The sequence below is a fragment of the Parerythrobacter jejuensis genome (genome assembly GCF_039536765.1).
Classification (GTDB): domain Bacteria; phylum Pseudomonadota; class Alphaproteobacteria; order Sphingomonadales; family Sphingomonadaceae; genus Parerythrobacter; species Parerythrobacter jejuensis.
This window is the reverse complement of sequence record NZ_BAAAZF010000001.1, coordinates 1,067,777-1,093,305: the sequence shown is the minus strand read 5'-3', so window position 1 is coordinate 1,093,305 and position 25,529 is coordinate 1,067,777. Positions and strand designations below refer to the sequence as shown.

Genomic DNA, 25,529 nt, shown 5'->3' with positions numbered 1-25,529 from the left:
GAAGCTCAACCCGCCAACCCTTGGGCACCACGTTGCTTTCCGCGCAATGGAGCAAAGACGGAAACCGATATTGCTCCAGTCCGCAAGAACCAGAACAAGACGACCAATTGGAAGGATACCAGGAACCGTTCACTCCCGCTGAACGGGCTGAAAAGGACCGACCAAATCAATGCGAAAGAGCAATATGCGATGAGCGGAGCGAGAACTTCCTCGCGCTTGAGTAGCTGGAAGAGCGTGGCGAAGGGCAGGCTTAACACGAACAGCCAGAATAAGCCGCCAAGCACGCCAGCCTCCACCCACGAGCCCAGCAGGTAGCTGTGGGACGGAATCAGGTCGCGCTTGCCCTTCTGGGCGTCGAAGATGGGTAGACCCAGTTCGACCTTGATCGAGTGATGCAATGCGACATAGCGCGCATCGCGCGCCCAACTTCCGTGTCCCAGAACTGGCGAGTCTGCGATTGCTCGAACCGATACCAGGCTCTCGGTGCGTCCACCCAGGATCAACGGCACTTCACCTGATGTCTGGTCACGGTATTTCAAATAGGCTTCGCGGCCTAACCAGCCATTCTCGGCGGCGGCAGTGTAAGTGAATGTCGCGCCCCAGATCACCGCAGCGCCACCGACCAGAATAATCGCAAAGCCACCGAAATTCAGTTTCCTGCGCCATTCCTTGAACGGGGTAACGAACAGAACAAATGCGGCGACCGCAGAGGAAAAAAGCGCAATGGCGAAGGAAGCACGCGCCCCTTGAAGCAGAATGTAGAGGCTCAAGAGAGCCAGAACGGCCGGTATCAGGTACTGGATACGCCGGTACCGCAAAGCAATGACCAGCAGCAGCCCGAGCGAGCAGTAAACAAGGGCTTTGTCATACCCGAACTTCCACGCATCTTTGATGAATTCCTCGGGAATATTATAGGCAGAGGCGATGCCCAAGCCGATCGCGAAGGCAATCATGTAGCTTCGTCGACGCGGCAGCCAGAGCCACAGCACGCAGACATGCAGGCCCAGGAAGACAATTCTCGACCACCCGCGAAGATAATCTGACGGAACCGTCCCGCGTACCAGATCCGTCAGCACCTGACCTAGAAGCCAGAGACCCATGAAGATGAAGAACACCCTCAACCGGTAAAGCCGGTCCCCGGCGTCTGAAAGTGTCAGCAAGAGCGCCAGCATCGGCAGCGCAAGAATGTCGAGCAGGTACAATTGACCGACGAGATCGAAGACAATCAATTGAGAAAGCGGGTAAAGGAATGCCAACACAGTCCAGGGATCGAACTCAATCCGTTCGACTGCCAGTGCGCCGCGAATCCCGTCTTTTGGGTCGGCAGCATCCTGATGGCTGCGCGGACTAGTAGCTCTGCTCATCCTGTGGCTACCCCCAACACAGCGAACCGACGAGCAACCAATGCAGGCGTATCACGTCGAATCAATCGCACTTCCAGCCCAAAGCTGCGCTTGCTTGGGAGCCAGGTCAACTGGGTCAACGCCGATTGCTTCAACAAAGCGTCTTGCAGTCGAAAGTCGAAACTGGCTCCAATGGAGGCCGCAGGGTCTGCTAGCGCTTACGCCTCGATCTTGCGCTTCGCCTTTTTGCGCTCGTGCGGGCACAGCAGTGCCTTACGCAGACGGATGCTTTCCGGAGTTACTTCGACCATTTCATCATCGTCGATGTAAGCGATCGACTGCTCCAGGGTCATCACGCGCGGCGGGGTGAGGCGGATCGCGTCGTCCTTGCCGGTGGAACGGAAGTTGGTCAGCTGTTTGGACTTCATCGGATTGACTTCCAGATCGTCCGGTTTGGCATTTTCGCCGATCACCATGCCTTCATAGACCTTGGCCTGGCTGCCGATGAAAAGCTCGCCGCGTTCTTCCAGTGCGTAGAGCGCATAGCCGGTCGCTTCGCCGGTACCGTTGGAAATCAGCACGCCCTGGCTGCGACCGCCCACGGCGCCCTTATAGGGGCCGTATTTCTCGAACAGGCGGTTCATGATGCCGGTGCCGCGCGTGTCGGACAGGAATTCGCCGTGATAGCCGATCAGCCCGCGTGACGGGGCGGAAAAGGTGATGCGGGTCTTGCCCTTGCCGCTCGGGCGCATCTCGGTGAGATCGGCCTTACGCTTCTGCATCTTCTCGACCACGGTGCCGGAGTGTTCGTCATCCACGTCGATCACGACGGTTTCATACGGCTCCATGCGTTGGCCGTTTTCTTCTGTGAACAGGACGCGGGGGCGGCTGATGCCCAGCTCGAAGCCTTCGCGGCGCATCGTTTCGATCAGCACGCCGAGCTGCAATTCGCCGCGGCCAGCCACTTCGAAACTGTCCTTGTCGCTGCTTTCGGTCACGCGAATGGCGACGTTGGTTTCCGCCTCGCGCTCAAGCCGGTCACGGATCATGCGGCTGGTAACCTTGCTGCCCTCGCGGCCCGCCAGCGGGCTGTCATTCACGGCAAAGCGCATGGCGAGGGTGGGGGGATCGATCAGCTGCGCGGCAATCGGTTCCTTCACGCTCGGGTCGCAAATGGTGTTGGCGACGGTTGCCTTTTCGAGGCCTGCCAGCGCGATGATGTCGCCCGCCTTGGCGGTTTCGACCGGGACCCGCTCGAGCCCGTCAAAGCTCATCAGCTTGGTCGCGCGGCCGACTTCGACAACATTGCCGTCCAGATCGATGGCGTGGATCGGATCGTTGATGTTGATCGTGCCCGATTGCACACGGCCGGTGAGCACGCGGCCCATGAAGTTGTCACGATCCAGCAGTGTGGCGAGGAAGGAGAACGGTCCGCTTTCGTCGAGGCCGGGGGCAGGTACGTGCTCGGTGATCAGCTTGAACAGCGGCTCCAGATTGCCTTCGCGTGCGCTTTCGTCATTGCTGGCATAGCCATCGCGGCCCGAAGCCCACAGGGAAGGGAAATCGAGCTGCTCGTCAGTCGCGTCGAGCGATGCGAACAGGTCGAACACTTCGTCCAACACTTCTTGTGGACGGCCATCAGGGCGGTCGATCTTGTTGACGACCACAATCGGCTTGAGGCCCAATGCGAGCGCCTTGCCGGTCACAAACTTGGTCTGCGGCATCGCGCCTTCCGCGCTGTCCACGAGCAGGATAACGCCATCGACCATGCTCAGGATGCGTTCCACCTCGGCGCCGAAATCGGCGTGGCCCGGGGTATCGACGATGTTGATACGAGTCGTCTCTCCCTCATGTTCCCATTCGACACTGGTGCACTTGGCGAGGATGGTAATCCCGCGTTCCTTTTCCAGGTCGCCCGAATCCATCGCGCGCTCTTCCACGCGCTGGTTTTCGCGGAAGGTGCCGGACTGGCGGAACAATTGGTCGACAAGTGTGGTCTTGCCATGATCGACGTGGGCGATGATCGCCACGTTGCGGAGGGCCTGGGACATGTTGGATCTCTATGTTGGTGAGCGCGGCCTATGTTGCAGCGCAATATTCGCCCGCGCCCCTAGCGGATGCGCGCGCGCGCGGCAACTGTGTCTACCGTGCAACAAGTCGATTCCAACGCGGGTGTGCGACGCGGTGACGCTTGAGAACAGCGATTCTGCAATCTATGCGCGTGATCAAGCGGTCGCAGGCTCCTCCCCCTTGCACTGGCGGCTGCGCAGGAAGAGGAACATTATTCCATGAAATCAACTGTTTTGAACGGTGCATTCGCGCCGCGTAAGGGTCTTTCGCGCCTTGGTTTGTTGGCCGGCGCTGCCGGGATCGCTCTCACCCCGGGTGCCGCATTGGCCCAGGATGCCGACGCCACCGCCGATGCCGAGCCTGATACGGGCGCCCCGGTTATCATCGTGACCGCGACCAAGCGTGCTCAAAGCCTGCAGGAAACACCGATCTCGGTTTCGGTTACCACCGGTGAAGTGCTTGAGCAGGCGCAGATTCGCGACGTTCTCGACCTCCAGACCGTTACGCCTTCGCTGCGCGTGAGCCAGCTGCAGACTTCGTCGGCTTCGACCTTCATCATCCGCGGCTTCGGTAACGGCGACAACAACTTCGGCATCGAGCCGTCGGTCGGTGTGTTTATCGACGGTGTGTTCCGTTCGCGTTCTGCGGCGGCCTTGTCCGATCTTCCCAATGTCGAGCGCATCGAGGTCTTGAACGGCCCACAATCGACGCTGTTCGGCAAGAACGCGTCAGCCGGCGTGATCTCGGTTGTCACCCGCGAACCGCAGTTTGAATTCGGCGGCGCTGTCGAAGCCAGCTACGGCAATTTCAATGCCATCGTGGTCAAGGCTGACGTGACTGGCCCGATCAGCGACAGCATCGCCTTCTCGCTCGACGGCAGTTACAACACGCGTGACGGCTATGCCAATATCGTCAACCTCGACACAGAGCAGAACAACCGTGACCGCTGGTCGGCCCGCGGCCAGTTGCTGTTCGAACCGAGTGACAGCCTGAAGATCCGCGCCATTGCCGACTATTCGCGCATTGACGAAATCTGCTGCCAGGTCAGCACGTTGGTGGCCGGCCCGACCGCAGGTGCCATCTTCGCACTTGGCGGCGCGCTCGACACCGACTTCTTCAGCTACAACGCGTTCCTGAACCAGGTTCCGATCAACGAAGTCGAAAATTATGGCGGCTCGGTCCAGATTGACTGGAACAGTGGCCCGATTTCGGTGACTTCGATCACCTCTTATCGTGAGCTGGAAAACCTGTTCATCTCCGACATCGACTACACCAGTCTCGATGTCGCCAATGAAACCCGCGACCAGGCCGTGAGCACTTTCACGCAGGAAATCCGGATCACTTCTGATTTCGACGGACCGCTCAACTTCCTGCTTGGTGGTTTCTATTTCGATGAGAGCATCGAGCAGACCAGCCAGATCGAGAACGGTACGCAGATCCGTGACTTCTTCGAAATCCTGGCAGGTGCCAATCCGGTCGATGTGATCACCGGCGCACCGACGCTGTTCAACGGGCTCGAAGCCAGCTTCGGTTTCCCGCAGGAAAGCATCTTCGCCACGCCGCTGTTGACTGCTGAGCAATTCTCGATGGACAACAAGTCGTGGTCGATCTTCGGTACCGTTGATTTCGAACCGGTTGACGGCCTCGTCCTCACCGGCGGGTTCAACTACACCGACGACAAGAAGGATTTCGCACTTGCCCAGCAGAGCTTTGATCCGCTGGCCCAGGTCAATTTCGTCGATGTCTTCATCGCTGGTGCAACCGGCGGGACGGTAACCACTGCGGCCCAGTTCGCTGCTCTTCCGGCAGCCAACCAGGCGGCGCTTATCGGCGCGGCAACTGACCCGACCGTCAACCCGCTGTTGGGTCTGGCTGCGTTTCAGTTCCAGCCGCCGTTCCTGACGATCCCGAACGCGGTCGAAGACGGTCGCACGCGTGATGACAAGTTCACCTATTTGCTGCGTGCAGCATATCAGGTGTCGCCTTCGATCAATGTCTACGGCAGCTACTCGACCGGCTTCAAGGCAAGCTCGGTCAACCTGTCGCGGGACTCGCGTCCTGCGAACACGGACTTCTTGGCCGGGCCAGGCGGTTCGACCATTGCGGCGCCGGCCTCCAACATCCTGAATGCCGGTCTGGCCTTGCCTAACCTGGTATCGGGTTCGCGCTTTGCCGGTCCGGAAGAAGCCGAAGTGTACGAAATCGGCTTCAAGGGGCAGTGGGACGGACTGAGCGTGAATGTCGCTTTGTTCGACCAGAGCATCCAGGGTTTCCAGAGCTTCGCCTTCACGGGCACCGGCTTTGCCCTGCGCAACGCTGGTAAGCAGTCGGTCAAGGGCTTCGAGCTCGACAGCACGATCACACCGACCGATGGCCTCGTGTTCACCTTCGCAATGACCTATCTCGATCCGCTGTTTGACGATTTCCCCGGCAGCGTTCTGGGTGATCTGACCGGTGTTACACCGGCCGGTATCCCGGAGATCGCCATCGCGACGTCGGCAACCTACACGCATGAATTCGGTGCCTCGGGCAACCGTTTGATCACGCGTGTGGATTACAACCACGAAAGCAACAGCGACATCAACAATGGCCTGCCGACGTTCAACGCAGCGCTGGGCAACACCAATATCTTCCGTCGTGAAGTCAATCTGGTGAACGCTTCGATGACGTTGGCACTCGACAATGGCATCGAAGTGGGTCTGTGGGGCCGCAACCTGTTCAACGACCAGTACATCCTGACGGTGTTCGATGGTGTTGCGCAGGCTGGTACGGTTTCCGGCTACCCCAGCGCACCGCGCACCTATGGCGGCGTTGTACGCTTCAAGTTCTGATCGAACGATCAGTACCGATACGGAAAAGGGGGCTTTCGGGCCCCCTTTTTTGTGCCCCTTGCCAATTGCTTGCAAGTCAGGGCAAACTCTCGACCAATCAACGAGAGTGGGGGTGAGAAATGGAATGGATGATCCTGCCGTTTAGGCGGTATTTCGATTTTCAGGGGCGTTCGCGGCGGATGGAGTTCTGGATGTTCGCCGTTCTCAACTTGCTGGTGTACCTCGTTATCGGGGGCCTGACATTTGGCATCGGTGGTGGAATTGATGCGCTTTCGGGCGTCGATCCGGACGATACCATGGCGCTGTATTCTGGCATGTTCAGTGGGGTTGGTTTGTTGTTCGCGCTATGGGGCCTGATCGTGTTCATCCCGAGCATCGCGGTCTCTGTTCGCCGGCTGCACGATCGCGATATGTCGGGTTGGTGGTATCTCGGATTTATTGTGGCCAGCCTGATCCCTTTCATTGGGTTTCTGGCGTCGCTCGCTTTCCTCGTGCTGATGTTCCTGCCCGGCACCGAAGGCCCCAACCGGTTCGGGCCTGATCCCAAAAATCCAAACGATGCGAGTGTTTTCGAGTAAGCACAGACTTCGCCGAACGCATCGTTTTCGAGGAGGGGGCTTTCGGGCCCCCTTTTTCGTTGAACTGTTGTGGAGTCGGAACGGGCGGCATAGGCTCGCGTGATGGCATATTCCCCTCCATCCTCGGCGCAGATTGTGTCTGTCTCCCGCCACGGCGAGCATGGTTTTTCCAAGCAGGTATGTCAGCAAATCACGCTGGTGGCCGGATTGGGCGTGGAGGGTGATGCGCATCAGGGGGCGAAAGTGCAGCACCTGTCCCGCGTCAGGGCCGATCCTGAACAGCCCAATCTACGCCAGGTTCATCTGATCCATGCGGAGCTGTTTGCCCAGCTTCACGGCAAGGGCTTCGATATCGGGCCAGCGGAATTGGGCGAAAACATCACCACCAGCGGGATCGACCTTCTGGGTCTCCCGCGCGGCACGGTGCTGCGATTGGGGGACGAGGCCGAGATCGAAGTGACCGGCCTGCGCAACCCCTGCGCCCAGATCGAGGCGTACCAGCCCGGCTTGCTCAAGGCCGTGCTGGACACCGCACCCGACGGGAGCCTGGTCCGCAAGGCGGGGATCATGGCGATCGTGCGCCACTCCGGAACTGTCGCCGCCGGCGATCCCGTATCGGTCGTGCTGCCGCCAGAACCGCATCAGCCCCTTGAGCGGGTGTAGAGGATTGTCTCAGGATTTATCACACGGCTACGACGCGGTCGCAGACCAATATGCCGCTGCGCGTTCCGAGACAGGAGCCGAATTGGTGCGGGAGTGGGCGAAGCGAGCCCTCCCTTCGCAAGCATCCCTGATAGATATCGGTTGTGGCACGGGAGAGCCAATTGCCCGAGCGCTCGTCGAAGCGGGTTTCGATCTGTATGGAATCGATCCTTCGCAAGCCATGCTGACCCGGTTTCGCGCGGCCCTTCCGGAAACCCCCGTAGCTTGCGAGACGGTGCAAGAGAGCGCGTTCTTTGGCCGCAGCTTCGATGCCGCCGTCGCAATCGGGGTGATCTTCCTGCTGCCGGGATCAGAGCAAGTCATCGCCTTCGAGCGCATGGCGCAGGCCGTGGGGCCCGGCGGGCATGTCTTGTTCAGTGCTCCGAATGAAGTGCATCAGTGGCAGGACGTTCTGACTGGCGAGCAATCGCGCTCGCTTGGCAAGGGAGCCTATCGCGCGCTGCTCGATGCGTGCAGCATGGATCTGGTCGCGTCGTTCGAGGACAGTGGCGGCAATGCCTATCACCACGCCGTAAAGCGCGGCGCCTAGGCCTTCACGCTACAATGCGCGCAGAGCCTGTGCGGGTTTGGCACGCAACAGCGGCAACGAACCGATCAGGGCAAAGCCAACCACCAACGCGAGACCCGCGCCGAGTACAGCCAACACCACGCTCCAGTCAGGCAACCAGTCGAATTCGAACAATTGCGTGATCACCAGCCACGCCAGCCCGCTGCCAATCGCCAGTGCGACGACAGCCAGGATGAGCGCCAACAAGGCATATTCGATCAGCTGCATCAGCAAGATCTGCCCACGGCTCGCGCCCAGAACGCGCAGCACGACAGTGTCGTAGGTCCGTGCGGCCCGCGCTGCGGCAATCGCGCCGAGCAAGACGGCAAGACCGGCGAGCACCGCGACCGAGGCCGCCGCCAGCGTGGCAATGCCCACCTGTCCGACAATGGTCCGGGCCTGCACCAGTACCTGACCCACTTCGATGACAGAGCTAGACGGGAAGGTCTGGACCAGTTCGCGCAAGAGCGGGCCGGTTGGGATGTCGTCGCGTGAAAACTCGATCGTTGCAGCAAGGTTGTGCGGGGCGTCTTCCAGCGCATTGGGGCTGAAAACGAGGGCGTAATTGAAGCCCATGCTTTCCCAGTCGATACTGCGGGTATTTGCCACCGTCACAGTGCGTTCGACGCCGAGTAGCGCGATGGTCAGGCGGTCTCCCGGTTCCAGATCGATCGCTTGAGCAAAATCATCGGCGACTGAGACCAGCGGTTCGCCATCATAGTCGGCATCCCACCAGCTTCCCTCGACGACGCTATTGCCGGCGGGCAGCTTTGCCGAATAGGTCAGGCCGCGCTCGCCGCGCAGCACCCATGCGCCGTCTGGAATGCTCTCCAGTTCCGCTACCTGCACCATGGCATTTTCAGGACCATAAGCAGTCACTGATCCGCGCAGGGCGGGGACGGAGCGGATCATGGCGTCGGCATCCTGTGCTTGCACGACCCCTTCGAATTCACTGACCCGGTCCCGCGGAATATCGAGCACGAAATAGTCCGGCGCCTCTTGCGGAACGCTGCTTTCGATATTGCCGTCAATGGCGGTCTGAATCCCGGCAAGCAGGACGAAGGCAGAAAGCCCGAAGCCCAAAGCTGTTACCAACGCACCAGTCGATGCGCCCGGGCGCGAGAGATTGGCCAGCGCATTGCGCACTAGCGGATTGGACGGTCGCCCGACCTTGGAAGAGAGGGTTCGGATCGCCCATCCGAGCAAGGCGAGCACCAGCAGCATGCCAGCGGCTCCGGCCAGGAAGCCGCCTGCCAGTAGCGGATCGCGCGACGTCAGCAGCGCGAGAGCGACAATGCCGACCAGTCCGCCTCCGACCCACAGCAAGGCTCTGGTATCGCGGGCGAGGGGGGCAATTCGAGCGCGCATCAACGCCATGGCGGGGAACTGGCGCGCGCGCAGCAGGGGCGTTGCGGCAAAGACCACTGCCACCAGCAAGCCATAGGCACTGGCGAGCAAGAGCGCGGCCGGTTCGAAGGTAAAGCCGCTCGATACCGGCAACAATCCTTGCAGGGCAGCCCCGAGAATGGGCGTAATAGCAAGGCCGACTGCAAGGCCCGCTGCGCTACCGATCAAGGCTGCCAGCCCGATCTGGAGCGCATAGATCCGCACGATGTCGCCGCTAGTCGCACCAAGGACTTTCAGCGTCGCAATACTGCTTCGACGCGCCTCGAGATAAGAGGAGACACCGCCGCCAATGCCGATCCCGGCAATCACCAGCGCAGCAAGGCCGACCAGGGTCAGGAATTCGCCCATCCGGCCGACAAACCTGTCTGCGCCCGGGCTGGCGCGATCACGGTTGCGGAAATCGAATCCGGCGAGCGGGAATTGCTCTTGCAGCGCATCCTGAACAACCTGCGGATCCTGATTGCCATCGAAGGCGATGCGCGACTTGCTCTGGTACATCGCGCCGGGCTGGATCAGGCCGGCATCATAGGGCGTCTGCAAATCGGTGATGATGGTCGGGCCCAATTGGAAACCTTCGGACAATTTATCCGGCTCGACATCGATGACCCCCGCTGCAGTGACAGTCGAGGTGCCGATCTGGAAGCTGTCGCCGATGGCGATATCCAGTCGGTCCATAGCCCCTTGGCCGACCCACGCTTCGCCGGGTGCAGGGGCATTGACGCTGCGTCCATCGGTCAGGGTCAGCTCGCCATAAAGCGGGTAATTGTCGCCTACCGATTTGAGGCCCACGGGCGCCGTGGCGTCGCCATTTCGGGCAACTACTTGCAAGCGGGTACCAAGCGACACTTCGCCATAGTCTTCGAGCGCGGCCAGCTCCGCATCATTGGGGCTGCGTTGCCAGATTTCGACTTCCAGATCACCGCCGAGCAGTTCTTGCCCGCGATTGGCCAGCTCGTCCTCGATCGCGCCGGTCAGCGTGCCGATTGCGGCGAGCGCCCCGGTGCCCAGAAACAGGCACACCAGCAACAGGCGCAGGCCCTTGAAGCGCAGGTTCAACTCACGCCGCGCCAGCTTCCACGCGGTGCCCCAGGAAATGGTGGTGCTCATGCCGCCTTGGCTGTCTGCGTATCGCTGGCAATCACACCATCGCCCAGCGTGATGACCCGATCGCAGCGTTCCGCCAGGCTTGGATCATGCGTGATGATGATCAGGGTCGCCCCGGTCTCGCCGCGACGTTTGAACAACATATCGATAATCTCGGCCCCGGTTGCCGCGTCCAGATTGCCGGTCGGCTCGTCGGCGAAAATCAATTCGGGGCGGGGCGCGGTGGCGCGGGCAATGGCCACGCGCTGTTGTTCGCCGCCCGAAAGCTGGGTCGGATAATGGTCAAGCCGATGGCCCAGGCCCACAGCTTCCAGCTCTGTGCGTGCCCGGTCACGTACACCAGTTGCGCCCGCCAGCTCCATCGGAGTGGCGACATTTTCGGTCGCAGTCATGGTCGGCAACAGGTGAAAAGCCTGCAGCACAATCCCGATCCGGCCGCGACGGGCTTGTGCCAGCTCATCCTCGTCCATGCCGACGAAGTCTGCTCCGGCAACGTTAAGCGTGCCGGAGGTTGCGCGTTCGAGGCCAGACAATACGGCCATCAGCGAGCTTTTGCCCGAACCGGAGGGGCCAAGCAGCGCGAGCACTTCGCCCGATGCGACATCCAGATCGATGCCCTTCAGGATCTCCACCGGATGCTTTTCCTGGCCCAGTGTCAGGGTCAGGTTGCGGGCGGAAATTGCGAGCGGGTCGGAACCCGATGCTTGTGTGGGCGTGTTAGGGGTGTCAGTCACAGCAATCCGATGGCATGTTGAAACTTATGGAACAAGGTAGGTGGCCGATGGCATTCAGTCGTTTGTCGATTCCCGCACTCGCACTGGCTTTGGCCGCGTGTGGAGCAGAGGCTCCAGTGGCCGATCCCCAGCAACAAGCGCAGTCCGGTTCGCCCTCCAACGCAGAAGTACCCGTAATGGGTCCCGAAAAGCGTATCCTCGCTTTCGGGGACAGCCTGTTTGCCGGTTACAACGTGGCCAAGAGCGATAGCTATCCGGCGAAACTGGAGGTTGCCCTGCGGGCGCAAGGGGTCAACGCACGGGTCACCAATGCCGGTGTATCGGGCGATACCAGCGCGGCCGGGCTGCAGCGGTTTGCCTTTGCGCTCGACGGTATGGCGCAGACGCCCGATCTGTTGATCCTCGAATTGGGCGGCAATGACCTGCTGCGGGGCCTTTCGCCGGCCGAAACACGCAGCAATCTGGAAGAAATGATCAAGCAAGCGCAGGCGCGCGGGATCGCCGTCTTGCTGATGGGAATGCAGTCTCCGCCCAATATGGGGGCAGAGTTCGTGGAAGAGTTCAACGGCCTTTATCCCGCACTGGCGGAGCAATATGGCACCCAATTCATCCCGTTCTGGGTGGCAGCCGTTGCCGACAAGCCGGAGCTGATCCAGGCGGATCGTATCCATCCGACCGAAGAAGGGATCGAGCTGCTGGTATCAGAAACGCTCGACGAAGTGACTGCAGCCCTGCCGGAGACTGACGGCTAGCTTAGCCGTTCCAACGCGCCATCGCTGACGCGCCAGATTGCGGCGTCACCCTGTATAGCCTCGAATGGCCCGAGCTCGGTGCCGGTCATCCAGACTTGTGCGCCGGTATCGCGCAGCCGGTCAAACAAGGCTTTGCGGCGGACCGGATCGATATGGGCAGCGACTTCGTCCAGCAGCAACACGCCGGGGCGCCCGCGTGCAGCAAGTTCGCCGTGCGCCAGAGTCATGGCGATCAACATCGCTTTCTGCTCGCCGGTGGAGCAACTGGCGGCAGGGGCACTCTTGCCCGCCATGATGACTGCGAGATCATCACGATGCGGCCCGATCAGGGTGCGTCCGGCGCGGCGGTCTTGCGTGCGGTTGCCCTTGAGCGCCTCGCACAGCGTGCCTTCTTCAAACGGACTGTCGGTCTGGATCGACAGGAGCGGGCGGGCAAAGGGTTCATCCGGATGTATGGCTAGAGTTTCGCCCAGTGCGCTGACAAGTCGCGCGCGGCCTCGGGCCAGCGCGCTGCCATGTTCGGCCATCTGGGCCTCGATCCCGTCCAGCCAAGCCGGATCGGGCGGGGCATCATCCGATAACAGGCGATTGCGTTCGCGCAGGGCAGCCTCATAGCGGCTGGCCTGGCGGGCATGACCTGGATCGAGTGCGAGTGCCATGCGATCAAGGAAACGACGCCTGTCGCCCGCGCTGCCGGTGAATATGCCATCCATGGCCGGGGTCAGCCAACCGATCGCCAGCCACTCTCCCAAAGATACCGCACTGCTTTCAGCGCCATTTACCCGGACCCTGCGCCGCCCCTGACGGGCTGGATCAACCGCGGTTCCGATCTGGACCGGCTCGGCCGCATCCGGCGCGAAGAGAGACGCACCAATGGTAAAGCCGCCGTCGCCTGCTTCACTCGCCATGGCATCCAACGCAGCGCGGCGCAGGCCGCGCCCCGGTGCGAGCAAGGAAATCGCCTCGAGGATATTGGTTTTCCCCGCACCGTTCTCCCCCACGAGCAGGTTGAACTGCGCGGTTCCGTCAAGGGCGGAATGCGCGTGATTGCGGAAGCGGGAAAGGGTGATGCGGTCGAGCGCCATGAGCCTTCAAGCGGTTAGCGGGGCACGGGACGACACGCTACGAAAAAGCATGATCCTATCAGTTGGGAAAAAATCCCAACCTTTCGGATACATGAACAAAGCTGAATGTAGCGAGATCGTCGAAAACCGCAGAATTCTCCCGTTTTTCGAAACTGGCACGCCTCCTGCAACGTTTGGGATATCCAGCGGGATGGTCCCGCAACGAACACAAAACGACAAGGAACCAAGACAATGACCCTGAACTTCGATGCAAACCGCCTCTTCGCCGCCGCCTTCGCAGTTGCTCTTTCGGCAGTCGCAATGGCCACCGCAATCGTACCTGCCACCCCGGCCGGCCTGATCGCCTAACCCAACCACACCAACCCCCGACCACACTTTCACAAGGAACCAAGATCATGACCGTCAAATTCGATGTAAACCGCCTCTTCGCCGCCGCTTTCGCAGTTGCCCTTTCGGCAGTCGCCATGGCCACCGCAATCGTCCCCGGCAGCCCTGTTCTCGTCGCCTGATCGACCAGATCATCACTCAAGCAAAAGGAAAAGGAACCATGTTCGACTTTGAAGTATCCGGAACTCGCATCCTCGCCGCATTCACGGCTCTTGCGATCTCCACAGCCACGATGGCCTTCGCCATTATCCCTGCAAGCCCGGCCGGTCTCATCGCATGAACCAGGTCAGCAACAACAACCGCAGCGGCCCGCCGTCCAAGGAATTTCGGCTTGACCGCACCAATGGCAAAATCTGGGGCGTATGCTCTGGTATCGCCAAATATTTCGGGATCGACCCACTGATGGTGCGTATCGGTTTCGTCTTGGGCACACTGGTTGGCTTCGGATCACTGATCCTCGTCTATGCCGCCATCGCCCTGATTGCAGACTGAGGAGGCTCCCTCAAAAAGGGGGCTCCCGGTCACACCAAGGACAAAACCCTCCCGCGCGAAATGGCCGGGAGGTTACCGAGACCCGAAAGTCTCTCGCCCCAATGGGGTCACATGGCCGAGATACCGCCGTCGAGCTTCAGCTCCGCTCCGGTCATGAACCTGCTCTCGTCACTCGCCAGGTACAGCACTGCATTGGCAATATCGCTCGGCTCGCCAACGAATTTGAGCGGGATCTGACGCGCCAGCTTCTCAAGCAAAACAGACTTCTCGATATTGTGGTTCTTCGCCGTGCCATCGAGGATCGGTGTATCCACGAAGGTGGGGTGCACCGAATTGCAGCGGATTTGCATATTCTTTTTAGCGCAATGCAGCGCGATCGACTTGCTCATCATCCAGACCGAAGCCTTGGACGCATTATAGGCCGGCATCGTATCGCTCGCGATCAGTCCAGCGATAGAGCTGATATTGACGATCGATCCCGGCGCGTGGTCGCGCATCAGGGGCAGGGCAGCCTGGCAGCCATGAAAGATGCTGTCGACATTGATCGAGAAGCAGCGCTGCCAGTCTTCGAACGTACAGGTTTCGATGTTGCCAGCCACACCAATCCCGGCATTGTTGACGAGCACATTGAGCCCGCCCATCGAATCGCGCGCCATGGCGACTGCGGCGTCCCATTGGTCACGGTCGGTCACATCGTGCTGGATGGAGAAAGCTGTGCCGTCGCCCAGCTTAGCATTGATGGCCGCGGCCGTTTCGGCGGCGCCTTCGCCATTGATATCGGTGCACAGGACCCTCGCGCCTTCCAGCGCCAGCGTCATGCTGTGCTGCGCGCCCAGACCTTGCGCTGCGCCTGTTACCAGCGCCATTTTTCCTTCAACACGCCCCGGCCGAGTGACTGCCATCATACTTCTCCCAAAAATCCTGGTGCCATCAACATGGCAATCCGCACATCCACCCCGTGCCCCTGTTGGCGCCATTCCGCAACGAATTGCGGCAGTTCGGCCAATTTGACTCGGTGGACGGTGATGTTTTCGCCTTCCGTGCCACCCCCGGGGCCGACCTTGGTCAGGCCATGAGCACGCAGCAGAGTGAAGGCTTCGCTGACCATGCCGGGGCTGGAATAAAACTCGCCGATGGTTTCCATCCGCTCGGCCCGATAGCCGGTTTCTTCTTCCAGCTCGCGGATCGCGGCCTCGGTCGCGTCTTCGTCTTCCTGCCCCTCATGATCGCCGATCAGCCCGGCCGGTATTTCGAGGCAGACCCGGCCCAGCGGCACGCGGTATTGTTCGACCAGCAGCACGTGCCCATCTTCGATGGCGATGATCGCCGCCGCGCGAATCCCGCGCGAGCGGCTGGCATATTCCCACCGTCCGCGGCGTTTGGCGGTGACGAATTTGCCCTGCCACATCGTTTCTTCGGGCAGGTTGGCATCAGGATCGGTCATTCAGGGCGGCTTAGACTTCGATCAGGCGATCGGGCAACTCGTTCTCGTCATCATCGGTGCGCGGGAAGTGCTCCGACAAGACGACACCGACATCGCGGACGCCGGCGGCCATCCCCTCGGCAATCTTCCCCTGCCTGATCTCGACCAGCATATCGGACATCGCTTCGCCCCAGACATCGGCGGAAACCAGCTTGGCAATCGGCTCGTCAGCGACAATCTCGGCGCGGTGTTCGCGCATGGAGAGGTAGATCATGATGCCGGTGCGCCCGGTGGTGCGCCGCTCTGCCCCGACCTTGAAGTGCTTGATCGCCCGCTGGTGGACGCGGGCCGTTTTGACCGGGCCGGGGATGAAAGCAAAGGTCAGCTTGTCCCACGACAGCACCGCCCAGGTGAGGGCAAATGTGATCAGGCCCAGCGTGATCGTCATGCTGGCCAATTGGCCAGTGGTCCATTCATGATCCCATCCGCCCAGTAAGCTGTCATAGAAATCCATGAATGGCTGGGGCAGGGCGGCGAAAACGCTCATCATTGTGAAGGACAGCACCGCTGCCCATAAAAGGATGACATCGGTGTAGCCGTCGGACCGGTCCGCCAGGACTGTCACGATCTCGCCCGAGGTTGTCATTTCCGCTGCGCCAACGGCGTCAGAAACGATCTTGTGCTGGTCTTCATTCAAATAGGCCATTTTCTACCATCCTCCTGAGGCGCCGCCGCCTCCGAAACTACCACCGCCGCCACGAAAGCTGGACGAGCTTCTGCTCGAACTGCTGCGTGAGCGCCTGGACGAAGACGTGTAATTCCAGCTGGAAACACGTTTGCCGCGCCCTTTTCCTCTTCCACCAAAAAGGCCGATCCAGATGCCGATGACAAGGACCAGCGCTACAACGAAAACCAGGCCACCGTCATCCCACAGTTTCTCGGACGCGAGATCTTCGAGAGCTCCCTGCGCTTCCTCGGGAGGCAATTCCAGCTGCTTGGCAATCTGGTAAACGCCCGACACGATACCGCCGCGCATGTTCCCCTGCCTGAATTTCGGAGCGATGCTCTCCTGGATGATGTGGGAGGCGAGGGCATCGGTGATGACGCCCTCCAGCCCATACCCCACTTCAATCCGCACCCGGCGTTCGTTTGGCGCGACGAGCAGCAGGACGCCATTGTCCTTCTCGGCATTGTCATTCGCACCGCGCCCCAACTGCCAGTGCCGGGCCAGCCGGTTGCCGTAATCGGCAATATCGTAGCCTTCCAGGTCATTGACGGTCGCAACAACGAGCTGCCTGGTGGTGGTTTCTTCCAGCTTGCGCAGCTTCTCGGTCAGGTTCGTTGTGTTCTTTTCGTCCAGCAATCCGGCCTGATCGACGATGCGTCCCGTCAGTTCGGGAAAGTCTTGCGCAGCCAAGGGTGACGCGACCAGCACGCAAGTTGCAAAGATCATTCGCAACAGCTGCCGCACGCTTGCCATGGATACCCTTCCGGCCAAGGTGCTGCTTACCAACCCCCGGAGGCGCCGCCGCCTCCGAATGATCCGCCGCCGCCGGAGAAGCCACCTCCAAATCCACCACCGAAACCGCCGCCTCCGCCGCCCCAATCATCGCCGCCGCTCAGGGCGCCACGCACGATCGAGGATCCGACTTCCCACAGGATGATGTCGCCGACTGCACTCCCGGTGCCGCCATAGCGGCGCTTGCGGCCCCGTCCGCGCAGCATGGGCAGGATGAAGAAGAAAAACAGCACGCCGAACCAGATGATCGCGCCGACCGGAAAGCCACCGTCGCTATCGCGCGCCTGTCCCGCTTCGGCGGCGACTTGCGCAGCCTGGTCGGGCGGCAATTGCAATTGCTGGATAATACTGTCGGCTCCGGCGACAATTCCGCCGGGCAGGTCACCATCGCGAAAGCGCGGCAAGACCTGGTTCTGGATGATCAGCGACGAAAGCGCATCTGTCATATAGCCTTCGAGGCCGTAGCCGACTTCGATCCGGACCTTGCGATCATTGGGCGCGACAATCAGCAGCGCGCCGTCATTGCGCTCGGCATCGCCGATCCCCCAGGCCCGGCCAAGCTGGTAGCCATAGTCGGATATATCGTAGCCTTCGAGATCGGGAATGGTCGCAACCACCAATTGCCGCTGCGACTGGGTTTCAAGCGCGGCGAGTTTCTGTTCCAGCTGCGCCTCCACATCGGGCGGAATGACATCCGCCTGGTCGACCACCCGGCCAGTGAGTTCGGGGAACGTCTGCGCCATGGCCGGCACGCTGAATAGCAATGCCAGTATGACCAGGACCCGTGAAACCAATTGCATTACCAACTCCCGCTTGATCCACCGCCGCCGAACGAACCGCCGCCACCGGAAAAACTGCTACTTGAAGACCTGCTGCTCGAAAAGCTGCTGCCGCTGCTCCAGGATGACCGGGTGGATCCCGGAGAATACACTCTTACACCGCCCGCGCCGCCGCCGCTCCATTTCTTCATTCGATCCATGAACAAGGCAGCCATGGCCAGGAATGAGCCGATGGCTATCAGCGGGATCGAAAGCAACAGCGGAAGGAGCCATACCGGGCCGTGATCCTTCTCCTTGCGCTCTGCCACCAACTGCATCGCTTCTGCTTCGGGCAAGGCCAGCAGATTGGTCAGAGTTGCGGTGCCCGCCGTGATCCCGCCGGGCATATCGTCGTCACGAAAACGCGGCAGGATCTGCTGCTGGATCACCATCGAGGCAAAGGCATCGGTTACTATACCCTCGAGGCCATAGCCGACCTCGATCCTGACCTTACGCTCGTTCGGAGCGACGATCAGCAGCACGCCATCATTGCGCTCGGCATCGCCAATGCCCCATTCGCGCCCGAGCCTGAAGCCATAGTCGGCAATGTCATAGCCCTCCAGATCGGCGATCGTGCCGATCACAAGCTGGCGTGATGTCTGCTCCTCCAGAGAGGCCAGCTCCGCTGTCAGCTCGGCTTCCACATCGGACGGTATGATCCCGGCCTGATCGACCACACGCCCGCTCAGCTCGGGAAAGGTCTGCGCCATCACGGGCCCGCCCAGAAGCAAGAGGGCCAGTGAGAGGAACAAGGCGACAGGGCGCATCACCAACTGCCGCTCGATCCGCCGCCACCGAACGATCCACCGCCGCCGGAGAAGCTGCTACTGCTGCTGCTTCCCGAATATCCGCCATAGGAACGCGAGCTGCTGGTGTAGATCTTTCCACCTTTGCCATCGCTCTTCCATTTCCGGCGGTTTCGCGTGGCCTTCTTCGCGAGATAGATGAGCGGTATTGTCACGATAAAGGTGGGCAACATCATGATGACTATAGCGACGATAATTCTGACGCGGGTGCTCCATTCTTCGTCTTCCGCCCGGCTTGCAGCCTGGGCCCGGACCTGATCTTCGGTCAGCGACAATTGCGCAATCATAGCGTCGGTCCCGGCAGCAATGCCGCCGGGCATGTCGCCGGCCTTGAACAATGGCAGTATGCTGCGCTGGATGATGTTGCTGCTGGCCGCATCAGTAAGGATGCCCTCCAGCCCGTAGCCGACCTCGATCCGGACCTTGCGCTCGTTAGGCGCCACAATCAGCAGCGCACCGTCATTGCGCTCTGCATCGCCGATACCCCATTCGCGACCTAGCTGGTATCCGAAGTCGGCAATGTCATACCCCTGCAAATCAGGGATTGTCGCGATCACCAGTTGCCGCTGCGTTTCCGTCTCGACTGTTTCCAGCTTTGTGGAGAGCGCGGCTTCCTCGCTGGCAGACAGGATATCTGCGGCGTCGACCACCTGGCCGGTCAGTTCGGGAAAGTCTTGGGCAGCAAGAGGTCCGGTGGCCATCGCCACAAGCGCGGCGATGGCCAGAAAAACGGACCGGACCAGGCTCAACGAGCCCCTCAATTATTGGGGGTCAGGTCGAGCTCCGGAGCTTCCTCTGCGCCTGCGGTCGTGGCGGCGTAGGGGGCCAGCGGTTCCGCACCATGGATGATATTGGCACCGATCGTATCGGGGAATGTGCGGATGGTCGTATTATACTGGCGCACCGCTTCGTTATAATCGCGTAGGGCGACTGCAATGCGATTTTCCGTACCTTCAAGCTGGCTTTGCAGCGTGATGAAGCCCTGGGTTGACGTGATCTGGGGGTAGGCTTCGAAGCTGGCGAGCAGGCGGCCGATACCCTGGCCCATCTGGGCCTGCGCGGCTGCGAACTCTTCCATCTTTGCAGCATCACCGAGATCGTCGGCACTGACCTGGACGCTCGTCGCCCTGGCGCGTGCTTCGGTCACTTCGGTCAGGATCGCACGCTCGTTTTCGGCGGCACCCTGCGCCACTTCGGCGAGATTGGGGATCAGGTTGGCGCGGCGCTGGAATTGCGCCTCGACATCGGCCCACTTGGCCTTAGCGTTTTCTTCTGCGGCTGGAACGGAATTGATACCGCAGGATGCGAGCGAAACCGCTCCGAGCATCAGCAGCGTCGAACGGACGGCATTGCGAAGTGTCATCAAAATCTCCCCGAAAATTTGGCTGTATTGCCTATATAGGACAGTTACTTGCTTGTTCAAGCCTGTGCGGGCCCACTTGGCAAGAGCGGATTGGCGTGACACATTCATCACCAGAACAAAGAGGAGGGCTGCATGCTTACTGAATTCAAGGACTTTATTGCCAAGGGCAATGTGATGGAACTGGCCGTCGCGGTGATTATCGCGGGAGGCTTTGCCGTAATTGTTTCGTCGCTGACCGCAGATGTGATTATGCCGATTGTGGGCATGATCTTCGGCGATGTCGACTTCAGCAGCAAATACATCGTCCTCAGCGGCGAAGTCGAGCCGGGCACCACGTTGGAAGCCGCACGCGAGGCTGGCGCCAATGTCCTGGCATGGGGCGCATTCGTCACCGCCGTGATCAACTTCTTGATCCTGGCCTTCATCATCTTCCTGCTGGTCCGTTATGCCAACAAGGTGAAAGCCAACATGGAAGGTCCGGCCGAAGAGGAAGAGGCCGCTGGCCCGACCGAAATCGAGCTGCTGACCGAAATCCGCGACGCGCTTAAGAAGTAAAAACTGCGCACAGGCGTAAGAAGTGGCCGCTCCTGCCAATGGTGGGAGCGGCCATTTTCGCATCCACTCACTTCCCATTAAGCTGAATGCGCCTATATAGATCCTGCCCGTTTCGGCGGGCTATGGTGATAAATGGCGGTGTGTAATAGACACAACGGACCCGGGGGCAGTACCCGGCGGCTCCACCAAAAGGCATTTGATTTCAAATGTTTCCTGATGGGGCCGAACTAGGATCGACGTGTGTTGAAAGGCATTGTTTTCACCCGGGCTGAGAATCCCGCAAAACTTTTCACAACACACAAGTGCCAACGATAACGAAGCACTCGCAATCGCTGCGTAATGTGACGGCCTAGCGGCCTGAATTTACAAAGCTAAAGCGCGGTTGGACCCACCGGGCAACAGAAGCGGATTCCGGGGCTCCGGGGGTAGCTAGCAACAGAAACCCCCACCTTGATTTGGAGATTTTTTGCCTACGATTGCTACCATCCTCTGATCCCTTTGTGATCAGAGTTTTTGATCAAACTCCCTTCCGCCGTGTGATTGCGCGGGAGTGGGTTTCTGCATTCAATTTCCAAAGGTAATCCAATGACAAATACTTATATTCGCGCTCTCGAGCGCGGCGATCTCGACCGTGTCCGGTATCTCGTCGAGAGCAACGACATGTTTCCACCAGAAATGCTTGATGAGATGACTTCACCCTACTTCTCGGGTCAACGGGACATTCAGCGATGGCTCGTGTTCGATCGGTCCGGTGCAGACGGCGTGGCCTATTACGTCCCCGAACCTCTCACGGATGGCACCTGGAATCTTCTGCTGATTGCGGTCGACCCGGTCCGCCATGGTGAAGGCATCGGACGTAAGCTGATGGAGCATGTCGAAGAGGAGCTCGCATCGGAAAATGTGCGTGTCCTTTTGGTCGAAACTTCCGGAACACCGGATTTCGCGAGAACACGCGGGTTTTACGAGATGCTCCAGTACAACCGGGAGGCGTGCATCAGGGACTATTATGCCGAAGGAGATGACAAAATCGTTTTCCGCAAAGCTTTGAGTTAATCCAGGGGCGGGTCAGGCCGTCAGGTCTGGCCCGTCTTTACGACCGCCACCCGTTCCCGTTCGTATCGCAGGCAATCGAGGATCTTTGCGCCGGCCAGCATCACAGCGCCGCCGCAGGCCCAGAACAGCACCCAACCCATCGTGCCCGGCAACTGCTCAACATAGTGACTGCCACGATCCATGGCGCCCAGGGCCAGGGCAAAGATGATCAGGAACGCCTCGCCGCGATTCTTGATCACAAACAGCCGGCCCAGTTTTCTCAGCATTCCCGCAAACCCTTCCCATTTTAACCTTTTGCAGTGCAAGCAGCGTGCCAGCGGCAGCCGCCTGCGGGTTGCAGTGGTTAATAGGGGACCGAGTGTAAAGGCTGCCGACGATGCGGCAAGGTCGTTAACTAGAGTTGTCCGAGGTCCAGCATTTCCAGCAACTTGCCGCGCGCAGTGCGGACGGAACCTGCCAGACTGCTGCTGCCAATATCGCTTGGGTCGATCTGATCGGGCCAGTAAGACGCGATGATCTGCTCCAATTGGTCGGCGCGGCTTTCGCTGAGCAGGAAGCGCGGATCGACCGTCGCGGGATCGGCTACGACGCGTAACCGCAGGCAGGCGGGGCCGCCGCCATTGGCCATGGACTGGCGCACATCGACCGGGATGATTTGGCGGATCGGGCCATTGCTAGCCATCATACCCTCGCACCATTTCCACACGCTCGCGTTCTCGCGGCATTCCTCCGGTACGATCAGGGCCATGCTGCCATTGGGCTGGGTCAGCAATTGCGCGTTGAACAGATACGTCTTGATCGCATCGGCAAGGCTGACGGCGCTGGAAGGTACCTCGACCACTTCCAATTCCGGGAACGCCGCACGGATCGCGTCGTAAGCGCCTGCCTGGTCGGCAAAGGCTTCCTCATGCGTGAACAGCACCCGTTCGTTGGCCACCGATACAACATCGTTGTGAAACGCGCCGGCCTCGATCGCCACCGGGTTCTGTTCGATGAACACGCATCGGTCTGGATCGAGTCCGTGCAGGCGGGCGACAGCCCGGCTGGCTTGCTCGTGCTGGCGGGCAGGAAATCTTCCGCCCGGCCTGCCATAGACGAACACTTCCACCCCCGCGCCTGCATGTTCCTCGCAAAAGCGCATGTGATTGGCCGCGCCTTCATCGCCAAAGCTGGGCGGAACCGCGTCATGGATGGTGAAGTGGGATGTATCGGCGAAGGCGATGTCCAACTGTGCCTTGGTATCGCGCCATTCCTGGCCGCGATGCAGCATGGTGACCAGGTTGGCAGGGGTCAGATGGCAGGTGCCGTCGGCGGTATCGGGTGCCGGGCTGACCGTGGCCGCATTGGCAGTCCACATGCTGGAGGCAGACCATGCGGCGGCGCGCAATTGGGCAGGTGTATCGGCATTGGCACCGATCCGATGCAGCAAGCCGTCATTGGGCCGGGGCAGGGGCAACAGATAGCCTTGGGCCAGGCCGCGCTCCATATTGCTGCGCATCTTGGCAACGCCCTGAAGGGCCGCTGCGCGTGGATAGCTGGGATCGCCCTTGTGGCTGGCGCTGGCAATATTGCCAAGGCTGAGGCCGGCGTAATTGTGGCTCGGGCCGACGATGCCGTCGAAATTGATTTCGACCAGCTTGCTCACCGCGCCACGCTCCACACCGTATCGCCCTCGGTGATGCCTAGCAGGTCGGCGGCCTGTGCATCGATTGCCAAGCTGCCATCTGCGCGGATTTCGCGGGCGCCGTAGCAGCTGCGGAAATCGGTCAAGCGACCGGTAGCGAGCAACGCTTTCTCGCCCTTTTCCAGCTCGATGCTGGAGACAGGGCCATTATGCGATTGTGCGATGCTCTTCACATCATCGGTGCGGGTGATCATGCTCGGGCCACCGTCGAAAATGTCGACATAGCCTTCGTAGCGGAAATTCTCCTGCTCTAGCATCCGCATTGCCGCGCGCCCGGTGGGGTGGGGCAGGCCAATCACCTTCTTCGCTTCCTCGTCCAGCATTGCGACATAGACCGGATGTTTGGGCATCAGGTCGGCGATGAACTGATTGCCATTGATGGCGTTGAAATAGTCCGCTTCCTGGAACCCCATGCCGAAGAACCGCCCGGCCACACCATCCCAGAAGGGTGATCCGCCGCGTTCGTCAATGATCCCGCGCAGTTCTGCCAAGATCCGGTCGGCAAAGCGTTTGCGGTGCATGGCGATAAACAGATAGCGGCTGCGGGCAAGCAGCAGGCCCAGGCCCCCGGCGCGCTCATTCGGGTGGAGGAACAAGCCGCCCACTTCGCTCGATCCTTCCAGATCGGTCACCAGGCTGAGCAATTCCGCGCGCACCGTGCGGTCGAGTTCTTGAGAGTACTGGGTCAGGGTGGTGAGCCGATAGGAATAGAACGGCCATTGCTGTCCGACCTGGCTCATCAATTGGCAGGTGCCGCGCACAGCGCCGGTTTCGGCATTCTCCAGCACCAGGACGAATTGCTCGTCGGCCAGTTCGTCTACGGTGTTCTCGAACGCGGCGACCGAAGTGGTTAGTTTCGCCCCCAGCGCATCGCGATCTGCGGGCAGGTTGGTAAATCCGCCTCCGGTCAGCTTGGCCATCTCGTAGAGTGGCTCGATATCTTCGGAGCGCGCGGCGCGCAGGCGGAAACTCAAAGCTCTTCTCCCATGGCCAGCCGTTGGAGGACGAGGGCAGACAGGGCTGCACGTTCCGACAGGCTGGACACTATCATGAATTCGTCAGGCGAATGGATCTTGCCCCCGCGCACACCCATCGTGTCCACCACAGGGACCCCACAGGCCGCGATATTGTTGCCATCGCACACGCCGCCGGTCGATTGCCAGTCGATGTCCTGGCCCAGTTCGGCCCCGCAGCTGCGGACCAGATCGAACAGTTTCTGCGCGCGCCGGTCGACCGGCTTGGGCGGACGAGTGACGCCGCCATGCAGCTCGACCGAAACTTCATGCGTCTGCCGCACCTGTGCCATCAGCGACTGGAGGCCAGCCTCGAAAACTTCACCGGCACTGGGTTCCTTGGGCCTGATATTGAACCGCAGCACGGCATTGTCCGGCACCACATTGTTTGCCGCTCCGCCTTCGATCTTCGCCGGGTTGACCGGGCAATCGTCGGTCTGAAGGTCCTTCAAGCCCACTGCAAGCGCTGCAGCAGCGACCAGCGCATTGCGCCCGTCTTGCGGATTGCGCCCGGCATGGGCGGATCGACCCTTCACGATCAGTGAATAATTGCCGGTCCCGCCGCGTGCATGGGCCAGCGTGCCTTGCGGGGTCGCGGCAGGTTCGTAAGTCAGGGCGGCATATTTCCCGCTGGCCAGATCATCGATCAATCGGGCAGAGGAAAGCGATCCTGTTTCCTCGTCTGAATTGATCATCACATCATAGCCCAGGCCGATTGCGTGCTTGCTCCGTTCCAGCGCCATCAGCGCATGCAGCATTACGGCGATACCCGCTTTCATGTCGGCAGTGCCGGGGCCATTGACCACTTCGTCATCCAGCCAGACATTGTCCTGAAACGGGTGATCGACCGGAAACACCGTGTCCATATGGCCGGTCAGCAATATCCGGCGCGGCGCCTCGGGGCGCACCCGCACCACCAGATGTTGCCCGTGCGGCTTCGCAAACTCGTTACCGTCGGCAGATATCGCGGTGACGGGTGTGGGATCGACCAGCTCGACCTCGCCCGGCAGGGCACCAAAGGCTTCTTGTAAACGCGCGGCCATTGTCGCCAGCCCGTCGAGATTGGCGGTGCCGGAATTGATACTGCTCCAGGCTAGCGTTTGCTCGCACATGGCGGCTTGATCGATATCGGCGAGAATGGGATCGGAAGGTTTCATCTGCAACTGTTCCTAGCCGTGAGTTTCGCCGGTTCCAACCCGTTGCATTCGCCGCGCGCTTTGGCCATAGGCAGCTGCGTCCTCC

28 protein-coding genes and 1 other RNA gene are annotated in these 25,529 nt (G+C 60.5%); 12 read left to right on the top strand and 17 right to left on the bottom strand.

The genetic code is table 11. The features are described 5' to 3' along the window. Positions 1-5 precede the first annotated feature (5 nt). Together ABD653_RS05390 and typA are read right to left on the bottom strand one after the other, a co-directional pair. A complete protein-coding gene (locus ABD653_RS05390) occupies positions 6-1,364 on the bottom strand; it encodes a hypothetical protein (protein WP_160780213.1) in 1,359 nt (452 codons plus the stop codon). A 197-nt stretch (positions 1,365-1,561) separates the two neighbouring features. Further along, a complete protein-coding gene (gene typA, locus ABD653_RS05385) occupies positions 1,562-3,394 on the bottom strand; it encodes a translational GTPase TypA (protein WP_160780212.1) in 1,833 nt (610 codons plus the stop codon). 237 nt (positions 3,395-3,631) lie between these two features. Here typA and ABD653_RS05380 point away from each other — a divergent pair, with 237 nt between their 5' ends. The 4 genes from ABD653_RS05380 (at position 3,632) to ABD653_RS05365 (ending at position 8,074) form a co-directional block, all read left to right on the top strand. Next, complete coding sequence (locus tag ABD653_RS05380; protein ID WP_160780211.1) at positions 3,632-6,244, top strand: TonB-dependent receptor; 2,613 nt, start codon at positions 3,632-3,634, stop codon at positions 6,242-6,244. 191 nt (positions 6,245-6,435) lie between these two features. Next, positions 6,436-6,822 (top strand): DUF805 domain-containing protein, encoded by a 387-nt coding sequence (locus tag ABD653_RS05375; protein WP_407672781.1) that lies wholly within the window; start codon positions 6,436-6,438, stop codon positions 6,820-6,822. A 102-nt stretch (positions 6,823-6,924) separates the two neighbouring features. Continuing rightward, the gene (locus tag ABD653_RS05370; RefSeq protein WP_160780209.1) at positions 6,925-7,485 is read left to right on the top strand and encodes an MOSC domain-containing protein; all 561 of its coding nucleotides are present in this window, start codon (positions 6,925-6,927) and stop codon (positions 7,483-7,485) included. Between the two features lie 85 nt (positions 7,486-7,570). Then, positions 7,571-8,074 (top strand): class I SAM-dependent methyltransferase, encoded by a 504-nt coding sequence (locus ABD653_RS05365; RefSeq protein ID WP_325065415.1) that lies wholly within the window; start codon positions 7,571-7,573, stop codon positions 8,072-8,074. 9 nt (positions 8,075-8,083) lie between these two features. Here ABD653_RS05365 and ABD653_RS05360 read toward each other — a convergent pair whose 3' ends face one another. Continuing rightward, positions 8,084-10,606: an ABC transporter permease gene (locus ABD653_RS05360; protein WP_160780207.1), complete on the bottom strand. Its 2,523-nt coding sequence runs from the start codon at positions 10,604-10,606 to the stop codon at positions 8,084-8,086. After that, positions 10,603-11,337, bottom strand: a complete 735-nt coding sequence (locus ABD653_RS05355) for an ABC transporter ATP-binding protein (protein WP_160780206.1) — start codon at positions 11,335-11,337, stop codon at positions 10,603-10,605. The genes ABD653_RS05360 and ABD653_RS05355 overlap by 4 nt, the downstream gene beginning before the upstream one ends. Before the next feature lie 47 nt (positions 11,338-11,384). Between ABD653_RS05355 and ABD653_RS05350 the strand changes: the two genes are divergently transcribed. Further along, positions 11,385-12,089 carry an arylesterase gene (locus tag ABD653_RS05350; RefSeq protein WP_199801148.1) on the top strand — a complete coding sequence of 235 codons (705 nt, stop codon included), beginning with the start codon at positions 11,385-11,387 and terminating at the stop codon, positions 12,087-12,089. Here ABD653_RS05350 and recF read toward each other — a convergent pair. Further along, entirely contained in the window at positions 12,086-13,174 is a 1,089-nt protein-coding gene (gene recF, locus ABD653_RS05345) for a DNA replication/repair protein RecF (protein ID WP_160780205.1), read from the bottom strand. The genes ABD653_RS05350 and recF overlap by 4 nt on opposite strands. Before the next feature lie 231 nt (positions 13,175-13,405). Here recF and ABD653_RS05340 point away from each other — a divergent pair, with 231 nt between their 5' ends. The 4 genes from ABD653_RS05340 to ABD653_RS05325 are packed head-to-tail and all read left to right on the top strand — an operon-like array spanning position 13,406 to position 14,053. Then, on the top strand, positions 13,406-13,522 hold the full coding sequence (locus ABD653_RS05340) for a recombination protein F (RefSeq protein ID WP_199801147.1): 117 nt from the start codon (positions 13,406-13,408) through the stop codon (positions 13,520-13,522). Between the two features lie 47 nt (positions 13,523-13,569). Beyond that, positions 13,570-13,683: an enoyl-CoA hydratase gene (locus ABD653_RS05335; protein WP_199801146.1), complete on the top strand. Its 114-nt coding sequence runs from the start codon at positions 13,570-13,572 to the stop codon at positions 13,681-13,683. A 38-nt stretch (positions 13,684-13,721) separates the two neighbouring features. Further along, complete coding sequence (locus ABD653_RS05330; RefSeq protein WP_160780204.1) at positions 13,722-13,841, top strand: recombination protein F; 120 nt, start codon at positions 13,722-13,724, stop codon at positions 13,839-13,841. Next, entirely contained in the window at positions 13,838-14,053 is a 216-nt protein-coding gene (locus ABD653_RS05325) for a PspC domain-containing protein (RefSeq protein ID WP_160780203.1), read from the top strand. Before ABD653_RS05330 ends, ABD653_RS05325 begins: the two co-directional genes overlap by 4 nt. 107 nt (positions 14,054-14,160) lie before the next feature. Here ABD653_RS05325 and ABD653_RS05320 read toward each other — a convergent pair whose 3' ends face one another. Genes ABD653_RS05320 through ABD653_RS05285 form a run of 8 tightly spaced genes read right to left on the bottom strand, consistent with a single transcriptional unit; the run spans position 14,161 to position 19,982 of the window. After that, positions 14,161-14,955, bottom strand: a complete 795-nt coding sequence (locus ABD653_RS05320) for an SDR family oxidoreductase (RefSeq protein WP_160780202.1) — start codon at positions 14,953-14,955, stop codon at positions 14,161-14,163. Beyond that, a complete protein-coding gene (locus ABD653_RS05315; protein ID WP_160780201.1) occupies positions 14,955-15,497 on the bottom strand; it encodes an NUDIX hydrolase in 543 nt (180 codons plus the stop codon). Before ABD653_RS05315 ends, ABD653_RS05320 begins: the two co-directional genes overlap by 1 nt. 10 nt (positions 15,498-15,507) lie before the next feature. Then, a complete protein-coding gene (locus tag ABD653_RS05310; protein ID WP_160780200.1) occupies positions 15,508-16,182 on the bottom strand; it encodes a TPM domain-containing protein in 675 nt (224 codons plus the stop codon). Between the two features lie 3 nt (positions 16,183-16,185). Continuing rightward, positions 16,186-16,929 carry a TPM domain-containing protein gene (locus ABD653_RS05305; protein WP_234032214.1) on the bottom strand — a complete coding sequence of 248 codons (744 nt, stop codon included), beginning with the start codon at positions 16,927-16,929 and terminating at the stop codon, positions 16,186-16,188. 53 nt (positions 16,930-16,982) lie between these two features. Continuing rightward, complete coding sequence (locus tag ABD653_RS05300; protein ID WP_199801145.1) at positions 16,983-17,795, bottom strand: TPM domain-containing protein; 813 nt, start codon at positions 17,793-17,795, stop codon at positions 16,983-16,985. Then, on the bottom strand, positions 17,795-18,580 hold the full coding sequence (locus tag ABD653_RS05295; protein ID WP_160780508.1) for a TPM domain-containing protein: 786 nt from the start codon (positions 18,578-18,580) through the stop codon (positions 17,795-17,797). The genes ABD653_RS05300 and ABD653_RS05295 overlap by 1 nt, the downstream gene beginning before the upstream one ends. Beyond that, positions 18,580-19,320 carry a TPM domain-containing protein gene (locus tag ABD653_RS05290; protein ID WP_344705295.1) on the bottom strand — a complete coding sequence of 247 codons (741 nt, stop codon included), beginning with the start codon at positions 19,318-19,320 and terminating at the stop codon, positions 18,580-18,582. The genes ABD653_RS05295 and ABD653_RS05290 overlap by 1 nt, the downstream gene beginning before the upstream one ends. 56 nt (positions 19,321-19,376) lie before the next feature. Further along, complete coding sequence (locus tag ABD653_RS05285) at positions 19,377-19,982, bottom strand: LemA family protein (RefSeq protein WP_160780198.1); 606 nt, start codon at positions 19,980-19,982, stop codon at positions 19,377-19,379. A 132-nt stretch (positions 19,983-20,114) separates the two neighbouring features. Between ABD653_RS05285 and mscL the strand changes: the two genes are divergently transcribed. The 3 genes from mscL (at position 20,115) to ABD653_RS05270 (ending at position 21,590) form a co-directional block, all read left to right on the top strand. Continuing rightward, positions 20,115-20,537, top strand: a complete 423-nt coding sequence (mscL, locus tag ABD653_RS05280; protein WP_160780197.1) for a large conductance mechanosensitive channel protein MscL — start codon at positions 20,115-20,117, stop codon at positions 20,535-20,537. 67 nt (positions 20,538-20,604) lie between these two features. Continuing rightward, positions 20,605-20,950, top strand: a transfer-messenger RNA (tmRNA) gene (gene ssrA / locus ABD653_RS05275). Positions 20,951-21,122: 172 nt separating this feature from the next. Beyond that, complete coding sequence (locus ABD653_RS05270) at positions 21,123-21,590, top strand: GNAT family N-acetyltransferase (protein WP_160780196.1); 468 nt, start codon at positions 21,123-21,125, stop codon at positions 21,588-21,590. A gap of 20 nt (positions 21,591-21,610) precedes the next feature. On the opposite strand, the gene ABD653_RS05265 is transcribed toward ABD653_RS05270, so the two are convergent. The 4 genes from ABD653_RS05265 to ABD653_RS05250 all read right to left on the bottom strand — a co-directional run bounded on the left by ABD653_RS05265 (position 21,611) and on the right by ABD653_RS05250 (position 25,444). Beyond that, positions 21,611-21,856, bottom strand: coding sequence for a hypothetical protein (locus tag ABD653_RS05265; RefSeq protein ID WP_160780195.1), 246 nt, complete (start codon positions 21,854-21,856; stop codon positions 21,611-21,613). 128 nt (positions 21,857-21,984) lie between these two features. Next, positions 21,985-23,235: an N-succinylarginine dihydrolase gene (locus ABD653_RS05260; protein ID WP_325065413.1), complete on the bottom strand. Its 1,251-nt coding sequence runs from the start codon at positions 23,233-23,235 to the stop codon at positions 21,985-21,987. Continuing rightward, positions 23,232-24,248 carry an arginine N-succinyltransferase gene (locus tag ABD653_RS05255; RefSeq protein ID WP_160780194.1) on the bottom strand — a complete coding sequence of 339 codons (1,017 nt, stop codon included), beginning with the start codon at positions 24,246-24,248 and terminating at the stop codon, positions 23,232-23,234. The genes ABD653_RS05260 and ABD653_RS05255 overlap by 4 nt, the downstream gene beginning before the upstream one ends. Beyond that, the gene (locus ABD653_RS05250; protein ID WP_160780193.1) at positions 24,245-25,444 is read right to left on the bottom strand and encodes a hydrolase; all 1,200 of its coding nucleotides are present in this window, start codon (positions 25,442-25,444) and stop codon (positions 24,245-24,247) included. Before ABD653_RS05250 ends, ABD653_RS05255 begins: the two co-directional genes overlap by 4 nt. Positions 25,445-25,529 lie beyond the last annotated feature (85 nt).